At 73.2% G+C, this 14,404-nt stretch carries 11 protein-coding genes; 5 read left to right on the top strand and 6 right to left on the bottom strand.

Annotation, left to right across the window (positions count from 1 at the left end; genetic code table 11):
• The first annotated feature begins 87 nt into the window (after positions 1 to 87).
• Positions 88 to 639 (top strand): hypothetical protein, encoded by a 552-nt coding sequence (locus ACFYM2_RS01420; protein ID WP_388832411.1) that lies wholly within the window; start codon positions 88 to 90, stop codon positions 637 to 639.
• 33 nt (positions 640 to 672) lie between these two features.
• Here the strand turns inward: ACFYM2_RS01420 and ACFYM2_RS01415 are convergent, their stop codons facing one another.
• The 3 genes from ACFYM2_RS01415 to ACFYM2_RS01405 form a co-directional block, all read right to left on the bottom strand.
• Positions 673 to 1,764: a type III polyketide synthase gene (locus ACFYM2_RS01415; protein ID WP_388832408.1), complete on the bottom strand. Its 1,092-nt coding sequence runs from the start codon at positions 1,762 to 1,764 to the stop codon at positions 673 to 675.
• Positions 1,765 to 1,793: 29 nt separating this feature from the next.
• On the bottom strand, positions 1,794 to 2,999 hold the full coding sequence (locus ACFYM2_RS01410; RefSeq protein WP_388832405.1) for a cytochrome P450: 1,206 nt from the start codon (positions 2,997 to 2,999) through the stop codon (positions 1,794 to 1,796).
• 465 nt (positions 3,000 to 3,464) lie between these two features.
• Positions 3,465 to 4,133, bottom strand: coding sequence for a DNA-binding response regulator (locus ACFYM2_RS01405; RefSeq protein ID WP_388832402.1), 669 nt, complete (start codon positions 4,131 to 4,133; stop codon positions 3,465 to 3,467).
• A gap of 134 nt (positions 4,134 to 4,267) precedes the next feature.
• On the opposite strand from ACFYM2_RS01405, the gene ACFYM2_RS01400 reads away from it, so the two are divergent.
• The 3 genes from ACFYM2_RS01400 (at position 4,268) to ACFYM2_RS01390 (ending at position 7,761) form a co-directional block, all read left to right on the top strand.
• Positions 4,268 to 4,825 carry a hypothetical protein gene (locus ACFYM2_RS01400; RefSeq protein WP_359006863.1) on the top strand — a complete coding sequence of 186 codons (558 nt, stop codon included), beginning with the start codon at positions 4,268 to 4,270 and terminating at the stop codon, positions 4,823 to 4,825.
• 351 nt (positions 4,826 to 5,176) lie between these two features.
• Positions 5,177 to 6,403 carry an ATP-grasp domain-containing protein gene (locus ACFYM2_RS01395; RefSeq protein WP_388832399.1) on the top strand — a complete coding sequence of 409 codons (1,227 nt, stop codon included), beginning with the start codon at positions 5,177 to 5,179 and terminating at the stop codon, positions 6,401 to 6,403.
• Complete coding sequence (locus tag ACFYM2_RS01390) at positions 6,400 to 7,761, top strand: MFS transporter (protein WP_388832396.1); 1,362 nt, start codon at positions 6,400 to 6,402, stop codon at positions 7,759 to 7,761. The genes ACFYM2_RS01395 and ACFYM2_RS01390 overlap by 4 nt, the downstream gene beginning before the upstream one ends.
• On the opposite strand, the gene ACFYM2_RS01385 is transcribed toward ACFYM2_RS01390, so the two are convergent.
• Both ACFYM2_RS01385 and ACFYM2_RS01380 read right to left on the bottom strand, forming a co-directional pair.
• Complete coding sequence (locus ACFYM2_RS01385) at positions 7,684 to 9,327, bottom strand: PLP-dependent aminotransferase family protein (protein WP_388832393.1); 1,644 nt, start codon at positions 9,325 to 9,327, stop codon at positions 7,684 to 7,686. The genes ACFYM2_RS01390 and ACFYM2_RS01385 overlap by 78 nt on opposite strands.
• Positions 9,328 to 9,491: 164 nt before the next feature.
• Complete coding sequence (locus ACFYM2_RS01380; RefSeq protein WP_359006854.1) at positions 9,492 to 9,938, bottom strand: hypothetical protein; 447 nt, start codon at positions 9,936 to 9,938, stop codon at positions 9,492 to 9,494.
• Positions 9,939 to 10,325: 387 nt separating this feature from the next.
• Between ACFYM2_RS01380 and ACFYM2_RS01375 the strand changes: the two genes are divergently transcribed.
• The gene (locus ACFYM2_RS01375; RefSeq protein WP_359006851.1) at positions 10,326 to 12,503 is read left to right on the top strand and encodes an NB-ARC domain-containing protein; all 2,178 of its coding nucleotides are present in this window, start codon (positions 10,326 to 10,328) and stop codon (positions 12,501 to 12,503) included.
• Here the strand turns inward: ACFYM2_RS01375 and ACFYM2_RS01370 are convergent.
• The gene (locus ACFYM2_RS01370) at positions 12,440 to 14,254 is read right to left on the bottom strand and encodes a hypothetical protein (protein WP_388832389.1); all 1,815 of its coding nucleotides are present in this window, start codon (positions 14,252 to 14,254) and stop codon (positions 12,440 to 12,442) included. The genes ACFYM2_RS01375 and ACFYM2_RS01370 overlap by 64 nt on opposite strands.
• Positions 14,255 to 14,404 lie beyond the last annotated feature (150 nt).

The following is a 14,404-nucleotide window of genomic DNA, read 5'->3' as shown; positions in this document are numbered from 1 at the left end:
CGCACCCGGCCCGCGCACCCCGTCCGCCGCACCCCGCCCGCCGCGTCCCGAACGCCCCGTCCGAGCACCGCACAGGAGTCGTACGTCATGAGTCCGAGCCGCATCACGGCCCCCGCCGTCCTGGCCGTCCTCGCCCTCGCCCTGGTGACCGGCTGCGGCGGCGGGTCCGGCGGCGGGCGGACCGAGGGGGCGGCGGAGCCCGGCCCCGTCCCCTCGGTGAGCTTCACCGCGCCGCGCCAGGCCGCAGCTCCCGCCGCGTACCAGAAGCTCGCGCGGGGTGAAGTACGCCTGGAACAGGGGCCGTTCAGCGACCGCGTGAAGGTCACGGGGGCCGCGATCGGCGCGCGGTCGGCGGTGACCGGGCACCTCGCCGTCACCTCGGACGTCAGCGAGCTGATCGCCCTTGAGCTGCGCGCCGCCTACTACGACGCCGACGGCAAGCTCCTGGGCACCGGCTCCTACCACTACGCCGAAGAGGGCCACGAGGGGCAGGAGGGGCGCCAGGGGCAGGGGGCGCACGGGGCCGGCCAGGTGCCGCCCGCCGAGGGCGCGGGCATCGACTTCGAGATCGTGCCCGCGTCCCTGGGCGCCACGCCGGCCGGCGCGGTGCTCTCCCTTCCCGTACTGGTCAACGAGTAGGCGCAGCCCAACTGCCGCTGGGCCGCCCTGGCCTCAGACCCGGGCGGCCATCGCGCTGAGCTCTTCGTCCAGCTGCGGGCCCGCGTTCCAGCTGCCCACGCCGATCTCCGCGGTGATGCCGGGCCCGAAGCCCGCGATCAGACCCCGGGCGCCGTCGTCCATGCCGCCCTCGTCGAAGAGCCGGGCCAGCGCGTCGAAGACGACCGAGCTCGCGATGTTGCCGCGCTCGGTGAGGGTGCTGCGGCTGAAGCGGAACATCTCAGGGCCGAGGTCGAGGAAGTGGCACAGGTCGTCCAGGATGCGCGGACCACCCGCGTGCACGATGTAGAAGTCCAGCGCGCCGACCTCCCAACTGTGCTGCGACACAAGGGTTTTGAGGGCGGGGGCCAGCATCTCCATGGTGCCGGGCACCCGCTTGTCGAGCTGGAAGTGGAAACCCGTCTCGCGCACCGCGTAGGAGATCCAGTCCTCGGTGTCCGGCACCAGATGGGAGCCGTTGCGCTCGATCCGCATGCCGACGCCGCCCTCACCGCGTACCACGGCGGCCGAAAGGGCGTCCCCGAACAGGCCGTTGGAGAGCAGCGAGCCGACCCCGATGTCGGTGGGCTGGTAGAGCAGCGAGCAGAACTCGCACGACACGATCAGCACGTTGGAGCCCGGGTAGGCCGTGATGAAGTCGTGCGCCCGGTTGATCGCCGCGCCGCCCGCCGCGCAGCCGAGCTGGGCGATGGGCAGCTGGCGGGTGTCGGAGCGGAAGCCCATCGTGTTGATCATCCAGGCGGTCAGTGAGGGCATCATGAAGCCCGTGCACGACACGTAGACGAGCAGGTCGATGTCGGCGGCCTCGACCTCGGCGTGGGCGAGCGCCCGGCGCACCACGTCGGGCACCCGCCGCTTGGCCTCGGCCTCGTACATCCGGTTGCGGATCTCGAAGCCGGGGTGGGCCAGCGTCTCCTCGACCGGCTGGACGAGGTGGCGGGTCAGGACGCCGGTGTTCTCGATCAGGCGCAGGACCAGGCCGAGTTGGGGGTGGTCGGCGTGGGTCTCGCGGGCGATCGCCAGGGTCTGTTCCTGGGTGATGACATGGTCGGGTACGGCGACCGCCGGTCGGCACAGGGTGGCCATCTAACTGCCCTTCAGTTGGTGGGGGTCGGTCACCAGGCGACCGGAAGGCTGAGCGGGTGGCGCCAGATGGAGTGGGTGTTCCACGGCACGTCGGTGGGGGCGCCGGCCAGGCGGAGGCCGGGGAAGCGGGTGAGCAGGGAGGTGAACGCCACCTCCAGCTCCATCTGGGCGAGCGGGGCGCCGAGGCAGTGGTGCGCGCCCCAGCCGAACGTCATGTGCGGGACCGTGCCCCGTTCCAGGTCGACCTCGTGGGCCCGGTCGAACTTGCCGGAGTCGCGGTTGGCGGTGAGATAGGAGACGTGGACGATGTCCCCGGCCCGGATGAGCACCCCGCTCAGCTCGACGTCCTCGGTGGCGACCCGGGGGATGCCGACGCCCTTGCGGAACGGGATGAAGCGGAGCAGTTCGTCGAGGACCGAGGGGAAGCGCTCCGGGTGCGTGCGCAGGCCGTCGAGGATGTCCGGCCTGGTCAGGAGCGTGTACGCGATGTTGCCGAGCTGGTAGGTGGTGGTGTCCTGGCCGGTGATGAGCAGGACCATCGCCATCACGGCGAGCTCTTGGTCGTCCAAGAGTTCATCGCCGTCGCGGGCGGTGGCGAGGGTGGAGATCAGATCGTCGCCGGGGGCGCGGCGGCGGGCGGCGGTGAGGTCGGTGAAGTAGGCGCGCAGCTCCGCCTTGGCCCGCACGGCGGCCTCCCGCCCGGCGGCCCCGATGTTCATCATGGTCAGCGCGTGGGCGCGCAGCCAGTCCCGTTCGCCGTCCGGGATGGCCAGGACCTCGCAGATGGTGACGAGGGGGAGCGGCGCGGCGATGTGCTCGACGTAATCGGCGGGTGAGCCGTGCGCTGCCATCGCGTCGAGGAGTCCGTCGACCACGCGCTGGGTGCGCTCGCGCATCCGCGCCACGTGCTTGGGGGCGAAGCTCTTGGCGACCAGGCTGCGCAGCCGGCTGCTGGCCGGCGGGTCCATGAGGTTGATCGACTCGTCCTGCACGATGGGCTCGGGCGTCATGCGCGGAAAGTCCCGGCCGATGACGGCGCTGCGGCTGAAGCGGCGGTCGGTGGTCACCGTGCGCACGTCCTCGTAGCGGGTGACGAGCCACGCCTCGCCCTCCCCGTACGCCATCCGGATCCGGGCGACCGGCTCCTCGGTCAGCATCCGCTGGAGCTGGGGGTCGAATTCGAGTGCGTCGGCGTAGTCGAAGGGGCAGCTCCACACGGTGTCTGTGGTCTCCACGAGGCGAACTCCGGGGTGTCAGGGACAGGCTGGGCGGGTCACCAGCCGTGTATCCCCGGACGCCGTCATGGGCATGTCCGTGAAGAACCTAATTAACCGATTAGAGGGAGAGCCGCCCGGCGCGCGTACCGTCACCGGGCGCGCCCGCGCGCGCCGTGTTACGTGGGCTGCGAGGCCCCATAGTGCCGGCTCGGCCGGTGAGGTGATGGTGTCCGGGGTGAGCGCGGCAGCTCCGTACGGCCGAGCGGCGCGTCCCTTCCCGGCCCGTGCGTGCGAACCCTGGTTCAGCGGACGAGCCCCTCCGGCCGGGCGTACGTACCGAGGCGCGCCCGGGTGATGCCGCTGACGCAGCGCGCCCCGCAGCGGTCCGAAGGCACCACCAACTGGGCGCCCGCACCGTCGAGTTGGGCGCCGCCCAGCACGGTGCGAGCAGGGCCGGCGAGTCACCGAAGTCCTCGTCGCGCCTCACACCTGGTCGTCCACCAGCTCGCGCGCGCGGAGTCCCGCCTGGAACCGGGAGGTGGCGCCGAGCGCGTCCATCACATCGGCGACCCGCCGCCGGTACGTACGCAGCGACATGCCGAGGTGCCGGGCCGCCGCCTCGTCGGTGTGCCCCGACCCGAGCATCCGCAGGATCCGCCGCCCCTCCGAGCCCAGCGCGGCGGGAGGCCGGCGCAGATGGTCGTCGAGGTCGAGGGAGGTCTCCCACGCGGCGTGGACGAGCGTCCTGAGACCCGCGACGACATCGGGCGAACGGATCACCGTGTACGTGCGGGCGCCCCGGGTGGGGACACCCGCCAGGATGGCGACGCGCCGGTCGAGCACGATGGTCTCCTGGACCAGCGGCGCCGGGGAGATCCGGATCTGCGCGCCCTTGGCGGCCATCCTGGTCAGCCGCAGCTCGGCGCGCGCGTCGGCAAGCGCCCGCGGGGTGTAGAGCTTGCGCAGGGCCACGCCGCCCGGCTCGGTGGTGGGGCGCAGCCCGGCGGCGAACGCGGTGCGCACCCCGACCGACCAGGTCACCGGGTCGGCCGCGGCCACAAGGAACTCCCGCCGTGCCCCCGCGAACAGATGCCCGGCCCGGTCGATGAGCGCGCGCTCGCCGTGGAGGGTCACGATCGGTTCGTCGTTCATGGTCCGGCCAGTGTGCGGGGCACGGGAGATCGGGTCAACGCGCGGCGGCGGCACGGGGGGAACGGGCATCCCACCCGCCGCACCCATCGCTCCGGCCTGTTCCGCGAACCGCCGTGACCTGCCACGCTGTTGCGATGACAGAGGTGTTCTTGCGGCGGCTGTCGCGATGGCAGGCCGAGCAGCAGCGGGAATCCGTCGCGGATCTGTACGTGGCGGCCTACGAGAACGTGCCCGCCGCGCCCGGCGCACCCGGCGTGCCGGGCGGGTTCCTGGGCCGGGACGGCTTCCTGCGCCGCTTCGCGCAGGATGTGCAGCGGCCCGGCTTCGACATGATCATCGCGGGGGACCCGTTCCTGCTCGGCTGCGCGTACGGCTACCCGCCGGGCCGCGAAGGCGAGTGGTGGCACGGTTTTCGCGGGGCGGCGACCGACGGCGACGAGGAACTGGCCGCGTCCGACCGGGTGTTCGCGCTCGCCGAACTCATGGTGCTGCCCGCCCGCCGCCGCGCGGGCGTCGCCACCCGCCTGAAGGAAAGACTCCTGGAACGCCAGGAGGCCGACCTGCTCACGGCCCTGATCACCCCCACGAACACGGCGGCCGCGGCGGCCTTCACGTCCTGGGGCTGGACCCGTTCCCCCCAGCCCACCCCCACCCCACCCCTGACCGCCTGGACCCACCGCCCCAGCCCCTGAGCCCAATCCGAAGCCGACGCCCTGCGTCGCCCGTCGCCCGTCGCCCGTCGCCCGGGTCCCGGCATCAGACCTGCCCGAGGCCGATCCCCACGGCGAAAGGAGCCGCCACCTCGACCCTGCCGGGGAACACACCGCCGTCGCGATACGTCCTGGTCGCGGGGTGCCTGGCCGGCCGGGGTGGTGGCGGGCAAGTGGACTACAGGAATTGCCGGGAATTGGTCACATCCGGGGCCGGGTGTGCTCCGTACTGTCGGCGGGGTCCTCGGGGGCGGGGCTCGTCCCCGGGGGCGCCTTCCGTGCGCCGGGGCCCGGCGCGTGGCGGATCGTCCCGCAGTCGCTGAGGAGCACCCCATGAACCCCTCGATCCTCGTGGTCCACCGCCCCGCCGCCGGGCGCTACACCACCCAGTTCCGCGGCGTCGTCGCGGCCGCCGCCGAGCTCGGCGTGGCCACGGTGGCGCTGCTGCCGGCCGGCTCACGGGCGCCCGAGGCGGACGGGCTCGCGCGGTACCACGCCGACCTCGACGACCCGGCGGCCCTGCGCGCCGCCGTCGCCCGCATCGTCACCGAGCACCGCATCGAGAGGATCTTTCCCCTCTTCGAGGGCGACGTCCTGCCCGTGAGCCGGGCCCGCAAGGAGCACGGGATACCCGGCCTCACCCCGGAGCAGGCCCTCAACTTCCGGGACAAGAACGTCATGCACCGCAGGGCCGAGGAACTGGGCGTGCGCGTGGCCCACTCCTGCCGCCCCGACACCCTCACGGCGGTCGCGGAGTTCGCCGAGCGGGCCGGCTACCCCGTCGTCGTCAAACCGCACGCGGGCTGGGCCTGCGGCAACACCTACCGCGTGGACGACCGGGCCGAACTCGACCTCGCCTGGGCGAAGATGGGCGACGACCGGCACGAGTACCGGGTCGAGGAGTTCATCTGCGGCACCGAGTACCACGTCGACTCCCTCTTCCAGGGCGGCGAGCCCGTCTTCGCGCAGCTGTCCCAGTACACGTACTCCGTCCTGGACTACCTCGACGAACCCGGCGGCACCATCTCCCGCAAGTACGGCCTGACCCCCGGTGAGCGGCGCGTCTTGGACCTGAACACCGTCGTGGTGGGCGGCTTCGGCCTCGGCACGGGCGTCGCGCACGCCGAGTTCTTCCTCCTGGACGACGGCGACATCGTCTTCGGCGAGGCCGGGGCCCGGGCCGGCGGCGGCTCGATCGTGCCGGCCATCGAGGCCGGGCGCGGCATCAACCTGGCCGGCGAATGGTGCCGCCTGGAACTCGACCCCGGCCACCGCCCCGCCGCCCGCCTCGGCCCGGAGACCGGCACCGAGTACCTGTCGTCGAGCCAGTACGGGACGATCACCGCGATCACCTCGGCAGCCGAACTGACCGCGCTGGACGGCGTGGTGGACGCGGACGTGTGGAAACGCGTCGGCGACGTCCTCACCCCGCCGACCGCCTCCAACGACGTCCTGGGCTGGTACGTCTGCGAGGGCGCCGACTTCGACGACGTATGCACCCGCTTCAAGGCGGTACGGGACAGCTTCCGCGTGGAGACGGCCCCGGCCCCGCAGCCATGAGCGGGCCGAGCCGCCTGCGCCAACTGCCGCTCCCGCTCCAGGCGTTGTTCGTCGCCACCTTCGTCAACCGGGCCGGCATGTTCGTCTTCCCGCTCCTCACCGTGTACCTGGTCCGGGGAAAGGGCCTCGATCCCGGCGCCGCGGGCCTGCTCATCAGCGTCGCCGGCACGGGACTCCTGGCCGGCAGCCTGCTGAGCGGGCCGGTGTGCGAGCGCGGGGGCCGGCGCGCCGCCCTCCTGACCGCACTGGTCCTCAACGCCGCCGGAAACCTCGGCCTCGCGGTGCTGGACGGCCCGCCCTGGACGTACGCGACGCCGCTGTTCGTCGCCCTCACCGGCACGGGCATGTTCGGCCCCGCCTCCAACACCCTGGTGGCCGCCCTGACCACCCGCGAGCAGCGCCCGTTCGCGTACACGGTGGGCTACATCGCCACCAACCTGGGCATGGGGGTGGGCCCACTCCTCGGCGGCCTGGCCGCCGCGTACTCCTACCGTGTCATGTTCGCGGGCGACATCCTCGCGAGCCTGCTGTGCGCCGAATTGATCAGGCGCTGGATACCGCACGACGGGCGTACGAGCGTGGCGACGACGGCCAACTCCCGTACGCGACGCGGGGTTTCGGCAGTCACGCCACAACGGGACCGCCCCCGCCGCGACCGGCACCCCCGCCACGACCGGCACCACCGCCACGTCCGCCTCCTGGTCCTGCTCTCCTTCTTCTACGTCGTCCCGCTCATCGGCCTCGAATATGCGCTGCCCCTCACCGTCACCACGGTCCTGCACGGTTCGGCGGGCCTGGTCGGGGTGGTCTACACGATCAACAGTGTCGTCGTGGTCGGCCTCGGTCTGCCGATCGAGAAGCGCCTGCGCGGCCACGGCGTCAAGCGGCCGCTGCTGGTCGCGGGGCTGCTGTGGACGCTCGGGCTCTGCGTGATCGTCCTCGGGTTCTCGCTGCCCGCGCTGCTGCTCTCCACGGTGGTGTGGACGCTCGGCGAGATCATCGCGTCCGTCGTGGTGCCCACGTACGTGGCCGACCAGGTGGAGGAGCGCCGGGTGGGCCGCCTCATGGCGCTGGGCGGATCCGTCCTGGGGCTCGCGCGGCTGGCCGTGCCGGCGGGCCTGGGCGCGCTGTGGACGGCCGAGGGACACCGCGCCGTCTTCCTGGTCCTGCTGTGCGCCCCGCTCGTGGGCATGGCCGGGTTCGCCCTGGTGAGGACGCGGCCCGTCGCGCCGCAGGGCGTACGCGCGCCTGGTGATCTAGAAGGGCGTACTGACGGATCATCAGTCGAGGCCGCTGGAGGAGCGTCGCCGGGCGGCGGAGGCCGGGAGGTGGGGCGCGTCGGCGGGGAAGCGGGATGAGCCGGCCGAGGATGAGCCGGTCCGGGGCGGGCCCAGCGCCTCGCGTACGGCGCCGGCGAGCACCGCGACGCCCTGAGTGATCCGGGGCGCGGGCAGGGCGGCGTACCCCATGAGGAAGGAGGGCTCGGCGGGCGGGTCCTGGACGAAGTAGCCGGACGCGGGGTAGATCCGCACCCCGTGGCGGGCCGCGGCCTCGGCGAGCCGGTCCTCCGAAACTCCGCGCGCCCCGGTCAGCGTGACCAGGACGTGCAGCCCCGCCGCCTCGCCGGAGACGCGGACCCCGGCGCCGAAGTGGTCGTACAGCGCCTGAAGGAGCCGGCTGCGGCGCTGGCGGTAGAGGCGGGACATGCGGCCGATGTGGCGGGCGTAGGCGCCGGTGGTGATGAAGTCGGCGAGCGCGTCCTGGGTGACCGTGGGGGAGAGCCGGTCGGTGATCCACTTGATGCCGAGGAACGGCTGGACGAGGTGCGGCGGCAGGATGGCGTAGCCGACGCGCAGGGCGGGGAAGAGGGTCTTGCTGAAGCTGCCGACGTAGACGACGGTGTCGCGGTGGCGCTCGGCGGCGAGCGCGGGGAGGCGGTCGCCGGTGAAGGTGAACTCGTTGTGGTAGTCGTCCTCCAGGATGATCGCGCCGTGTTCGTACGCCCAGCCCAGGAGCGCGCGCCGCCGGGCGGCGGAGAGGATGAACCCCGTGGGGAACTGGTGCGAGGGGGTCACATACACCAGCTTCACGCGGCCGGGATCGTGCCCGTGGGCGCGTACGCGGGCGTCGATGTCGTCGACCCGCAGGCCCTGCGGGTCGACGGGTACGGGGACGACGGCGGCCCCCGAGCAGCCGAAGATCTGGCGCAGAACGGTGTGGCTGGGATCCTCGATGACGACCACGTCACCCGGCCCGGCCAGGGTGCGGGCCAGGATGTCCAGGGCCTGGGTGGCGCCGCCGGTGACCATGATGTGCTCGGGCGACGCGTCCAGGGCCCGGCTCTGGCGGACCAGCGTGGCGATCTCGGTACGCAGCGCGAAGGAGCCCTCGGCGGGCCCGTACCCGAGCGCGGCGGCGTCCGCGCGGCCGTAGGCGCTGTGCAGGGACTGGCGCCAGCGGGCCATGGGGAACTCGGCGAGCGCGGGCGTACCGTGCCGGAAGTCGACCGCACCGTCGGGACGGAGGCTCGGCGTGGTGTCCCAGGGCTGCCAGAGCGCGCTGCTGCCGTCGGTGGGGCGGGGCGGGAGGGGCGCCAACTCGGGTGCGGGGGGCGGGGGTTGGTGTCTGGCCGTGCGGGCCACGCGTTGGCCGGGGCCTGGTCCCGGGGCGGGGCCCGGTGCGACGCGGGTGCGGGAGCCGCGCCGGGCGACGAGGACGTTGTTGGCACGCAGCAGCTCATAGGCCCGGGTGACGACGGTCCGCGACACGTCGAGCTGCCGGGCGAGCTCACGAGAGGCAGGCACCACGTCCCCGGGCCGAAGCCGCCCGGCCCGAACGAGAGCGGTGATCTGCTCGGTGATCTGCTGCTGGAGCGGCGTGCGGGAGCCCCGCCGCAACACGACAAGCAACTCAACCGACCCCATGCCGTCCCCTCGCTCCAGCCGCGCGGTGTGCCTCGGCCACTGCCCTCATCGATCGCCGGGCTGACGGGGAACCTCTTCCGGATCGCCGGACAGCTCGCTGCGAGCGTAGTGTTGTACCGAGCCGCCCTGGCCCCGCGAAGCCCGGCCAGGGCTTCGGAGAGCCGCTAGCGATCAGTCCTCTCGTGGGAGGCGGCGGGGCCCGACATGTTGAAGGTGAGGGCGGAGACGTCCCGGCTCTGGACCACGGTGGCGCCGCTTTCGACGTTGCCCCCGATGCTGTTGTGCACGTCACCGCCCGAAGAGCCGGCCTGCGCCCGTTGCCACCACTCGTCCAGCAGCGTGCGGAACTCGCTGTCCAGGGCGGCGCGTACGCCGAGGGCAGTGGCCAGCGCCTGGGCGCGCAGTGGGTCGGCCGGCTCTCCCTCCAGCGCGGCGACTTCGAGTTCGCCGGAGCTGATCAGGGGTGCTGCGGCGTCGTCCGCCCCCTGCGTCGCGGCGCGTCCGAACGGCCGCCGCACCAGCGCGATGAGTCCTTGCCATGCGTGGCGTCCCGCTTCGCCGCCGACTCCGCCGGCCAGCGCGGCGAGGGCCGCTGCGGTGATCGGGTCCATACTGGGCTCCCTCGTTGGCTGTGTCGGGCGACGGATCCCCTCAACCTTAGGCCGAACGTCCCGCAGAGGGAGCAGTTCCGCTACGCCGGCTCCGGTCTCAGCCCCCTACCGTGTCCGGATCGTACGCGTCGTCATGTCCCGTGTGCGCCACCGCTGTTGGGGCATGGTGCGCCGCTGTGTTCTCCGTACGCCGTCCGATGCGGCGAGGAGACGAGGATCCGGGCCCAGTGCCGGATCAGCGACCACGACAGCACGGGACTCCGTCGCGGGGCCGTTGGTCGCCCTCGAAGACCGGATTCCTGATCGTGGCGGGCTCGGAACCCCTCCCTCCTCGCCCCGGGTCCAGTACCGTGACTACGGGCTGGAGATCCCGGGAGGCGGTGGTTCGTGAGCGTGCAGGACGGTCCGGAACGCCCGGGGCAACCAGGGATCAGGAATGACCTCTCCGGCAGTGTGCGGGGGCAGCTGGCCCAGGCCGGCGTCGTCCACGGCGGCATCACCTTCAACTACCACCACACGGGGCAGGAGACGGCGCCACCCGACCGGCGTCCCGACCAGGTCCCCCGGCCGCCGCGTGGCTTCGTCAACCGCCAGGAGCCGCTGGCCGAGCTCGACGGCTTACTCGCGTACGGCGGCTCCGCCGACTGCCCGATCGGCGTCTTCAGCGGGCTCCCCGGGATCGGCAAGACAGCCGCTGCCTGCCAGTGGGCCCACAACAACAAACCGCGCTTCCCGAGCGGACAGATCTTCATCGACTTCGCGGGCCTGCGCGGCGGCACCGGCGGGGACGTCTCCGAAGCCCTTGCCATCTGCTTGCGCGCCCTCGGCGTGGGCGACCCGTACCTCCCCGCGGGACTCGCCGACCGTACGGCTCTCTACCGGGACCTGTCCGCCAGGCACCAGATGCTGGTGGTGCTGGACGACGTGACGCATCCGGCGCAAGTGAAGGCCCTCGTCCCGCAAGGGCCCGGCAGCGCCGTACTGGCGACCAGCACCTGGCGCCTCGGTGAGCTCGTGCTCGACGGCGCATCCCTGTTCCAGCTCGAAGTCCTCGGGACCGACAGCTCACTGGAGCTGCTGTCGGTCCTCTGCGGTCCCCAGCGGATCGCCGACGAAGCCGAGGCCGCGGCCCGGCTGGCCGACCTCTGCGGCGGGCTGCCGCTCGCCCTGCGCATCTGCGGTGCGCGGCTGCTCACACAGCGCCGCCTCACGATCGGCGCGCTGGTCACCGAACTCTTCGACGAGCAGAGCCGCCTCAGTCGCATCGCCGTGTCCTCACCCCACGAGGAGCGCACCGTGTCCGCAGCCCTCGAACTCGCTTACCGGGACCTCCCCGAGTCCGCCGCCCGCGTGTACCGGGTCCTCGGCCTGCTGCCCGGCCTGAGCTTCGACACCGCCGTCGCCGCGGCGGCCGCCGGGCCGGACACCGGGGACCGGGTCCAGGAAGCCCTGGACGTACTGGAGGCCGCGAGCATGCTCGCGGTGACGGACGACGGCAGGTACACCCTGCACGGCCTGGTCCGGCTGCACGCCCGGGCCGCCGCCCGCGCCCTCGACCCGGCCGACGCGGAACGCGACACGGTCCGGCGGGTGGCCGGTCACTACCTCGCGCTGACCGTCGCTGCGGATCTCGCGGTCCGGGCCGATCGTCTCCGGATCGTCCAACTCGCCCGTGACGCGGGTACGTCAGGCCCCGGCACCGACGGGCCGTTCGCCGGGGGGACCGACCCCGGCCGTGACGCCATCAGCTGGCTGGAAGCCGAACGCGCCAACGTCCTCGCCGTGCTGCGGGCGGCAGCCGCCTTCGGGCTGGACCGCACCGTCTGGCAGACGGCCGAGGCGTTCACCGTGCTCTTCCTCCACCACCGGCACCTCGCGGACTGGCGGGAGTCCCTTGACCTGGGCGCCGAAGCGGCCCGGCGGGACGGCAACGCGGCAGCCGAGGCCCGGCTGCGCAGCCTGCTGTCCCGGCCGCTGCTCGACCTGGGGCGGGACGAAGAGGCCAAGGCACAGCTCGACCTGGCCGAGCAGCGCGCCGTGGAGTCGGGACACCTGGTGCTCCAGGCCTCGGTTCAGGAGTTCCTGGGCCGCTACTGGGACGTGCACGACCCGGCCCGGGCGGTGGACGCGTACCGGATGTCGCTCGCCCTCAACGCCGAGGCCGGGGAGCAGCGCGGGGAGGCTCTTGCCCGCCATTTCCTGGGCTGCGCGCAGAGCGCGACCGGTGATCACGCGGCGGCCCTGACCGCTCTCGGCCGGGCTCGGGAGGCATTCCTGGCCCTGGGCGACGGCCGGATGGCGGCGCGGTCGCTGGCCGACACCGGCCGGGTCCTGGCCCGTACCGGTGCGCGCGCGGAGGCAGCCGGTGCCCTGTCCCGGGCCGCCGACGACCTGCGCGCCGCCGGGGCCTCGCACTATGAGGCCCTTGCCCTGGAGGACCTGGCGGACCTACTGGCCGATCCGGTGCGGGTCAAGAGCTGCCTGCGCCGAGCGCTGGCGGTCTACGAAGAGGGCGGCAGCCCCCGCGCGACGGCGGTCCTGGCCCGGCTCGCGGCTGCCGGCTGATCCGTCGCCGGCGGCACCGAACGGAGCAGCAGCCGCTGCCGTCGCGCGCCGTGAGCCACGAGCACAGTGGTGGCGTCGAGGGGGAGATCGAGCCGAAGGCACGCGTAGACCACTGCGGCGGCGGTGCCGGGGTCGGTGCCCGCCCCCTCGGCGGTACGGACGTGGATCAGCCGCCCGTCGCGCATCCCGACGGTGCAGCCGGCCACGCCGGGCAGCGCCGCGATGCGGGCTCCGGGGAAGTCGTTCAGAAGGGCAACGACGCGCTGCCGCCCCGCCTCCAAGGCAAGGGCCTCCGTGGCATGGACCTCCGTGGCAAAGACCTCCGAGGATGAGCAGATGACCGTGGCGCTCTCGATGAGACGGGTATCCGGCTCGTCGACCTCGCAGGCCAGGTGCCAGAAGGCGGTGTCGGTCTCAGCCGTGCCCTCTGCCAGCGCGGCGGGGAAGCGGCGTATGTCCACCAGGAGTTCGCCCCCGGTGTCGCGCCCGACGGAAGTGTTCACCATCAGGGACCGGGCCCGTCCGGCGTCCGGGGCCGGGATCGGGAAGGCACGCGGACCGCGGCCGGGCTGGTGCGGCTGGTTGGGCTGCGTCGGCGGCTTCGGGTGCGGGAGTTCGAGGAGGTCGTAGACCAGCTCACGGAGCTTCGGCAGCGCCTGGCCGGGCTCGGCGAAGGCCGCTGCGGTCACCGCGGCGTACCGGTCAGGTCGGTGGTCGGCCACCGCCGTCGCCACCTGCGCGAGCAGCGGCCGGTCCGCGTCCAGCCGTCCCGCTGCCGTGCGCAGCGCGCTCCCGGCCGTGCCCGGAACGGCCTCCGACCCGAACGCGCCGAGCAGTACGGGGCGTTCGAGCGCCGCCCCGTACAGGGTCACGGACCCGTGGTCCCCGATGACTACGTCCGAGGCCACCAGGGCTTGCTGCCAGCCGTCCGTGGGATCGGCGACGATCAGGCCGGCCTCCAGGGCGCTCTGCTGCACGACCCGGATCTGCCAGGCACCGTGGCCCGCCCAGACGTTCGGGTGCAGCACCAGTGCCACCCGGAACTCGTCCGCCGGCAGCTGGGACAGCAGGTCGGCCGGAAGGCCCGGCCACGTCCCGGCAAGCGACTCCTCGCCCCAGGTCGACGTCACCAGGACCAGCCGCTGGCAGGGCCGCACGCCCAGGGCGGAGCGGTAGCGCCCCCGCCACCGCACGCTCGCCTGTAGCCGGTCGAGACACGGATCGCCGACCAGCACCGTGCTGCCGGCGGTGCCGGGATGGGCGGCGGCCAGCTGGGACTCCTGGTCGGGGTGGGAGATGGCGAGCCGGGCCCGCCCCGCCGCCAGCAGGTCGTCGTGGACCAGTCCGGACAGGCGGGTGCCCGGGCCGGCGGAATCGGGGACCTGCTTGTGGAAGCCGACCCCGTGCGGGAGCACCAGGACCGGGTAGTCGCCGGGCGGGACCTTGATGTTCTCGGAGGCGGAGACGAGCAGGTCGGGCTCGATCTCGGCGAGCTGGGGCCACGGGAGAGTGCGACAGCCCAGCGTCCGGAGCAGGTCGAGAACGCCGTCGTTGAAGGCGGAGGTGGGGTCGTATGCGAAGACGACGGCGATCCGCGGGTCGTCGTGGACGATCTCGGGCACCACGTCGAGTACGCGTACCAGCGACGTCACCGTCCGGGCGGCGACCACGATCGTGCGTTCGCCACCGAAGGTCCGCCAGCGTGCGGCGTCGCGTCCCACCGGGACGAGAATGCGCTCGTCGGACTCCATCGCGTACCTCCGCCCGAGGGCAGGATCGCACACAACCAGGTCAGACGGCCTTTCGGCTCCCGGCTCCCGGCTCCCGGCTCCCGGCTCCCGGCTCCCGGCTCCCGGCTCCCGGCTCCCGGCTCCCGGCTCCCGGCTCCCGGCTCCCGGCAC

The organism is Streptomyces sp. NPDC006711 (assembly GCF_042869775.1).
Taxonomy (GTDB): domain Bacteria; phylum Actinomycetota; class Actinomycetes; order Streptomycetales; family Streptomycetaceae; genus Streptomyces.
The sequence above is the reverse complement of the archived record's forward strand: the minus strand, read 5'-3'. Positions and strand labels throughout refer to the sequence as shown.

Bases quoted from the DNA above. Each gene is read 5' to 3' on its own strand.
- ACFYM2_RS01370 (WP_388832389.1), bottom strand. From the start codon at position 14,254: ATGGAGTCCGACGAGCGCATTCTCGTCCCGGTGGGACGCGACGCCGCA.
- ACFYM2_RS01420 (WP_388832411.1), top strand. From the start codon at position 88: ATGAGTCCGAGCCGCATCACGGCCCCCGCCGTCCTGGCCGTCCTCGCC.
- ACFYM2_RS01405 (WP_388832402.1), bottom strand. From the start codon at position 4,133: ATGAACGACGAACCGATCGTGACCCTCCACGGCGAGCGCGCGCTCATC.
- ACFYM2_RS01395 (WP_388832399.1), top strand. From the start codon at position 5,177: ATGAACCCCTCGATCCTCGTGGTCCACCGCCCCGCCGCCGGGCGCTAC.
- ACFYM2_RS01400 (WP_359006863.1), top strand. From the start codon at position 4,268: ATGACAGAGGTGTTCTTGCGGCGGCTGTCGCGATGGCAGGCCGAGCAG.
- ACFYM2_RS01390 (WP_388832396.1), top strand. From the start codon at position 6,400: ATGAGCGGGCCGAGCCGCCTGCGCCAACTGCCGCTCCCGCTCCAGGCG.
- ACFYM2_RS01385 (WP_388832393.1), bottom strand. From the start codon at position 9,327: ATGGGGTCGGTTGAGTTGCTTGTCGTGTTGCGGCGGGGCTCCCGCACG.
- ACFYM2_RS01415 (WP_388832408.1), bottom strand. From the start codon at position 1,764: ATGGCCACCCTGTGCCGACCGGCGGTCGCCGTACCCGACCATGTCATC.
- ACFYM2_RS01380 (WP_359006854.1), bottom strand. From the start codon at position 9,938: ATGGACCCGATCACCGCAGCGGCCCTCGCCGCGCTGGCCGGCGGAGTC.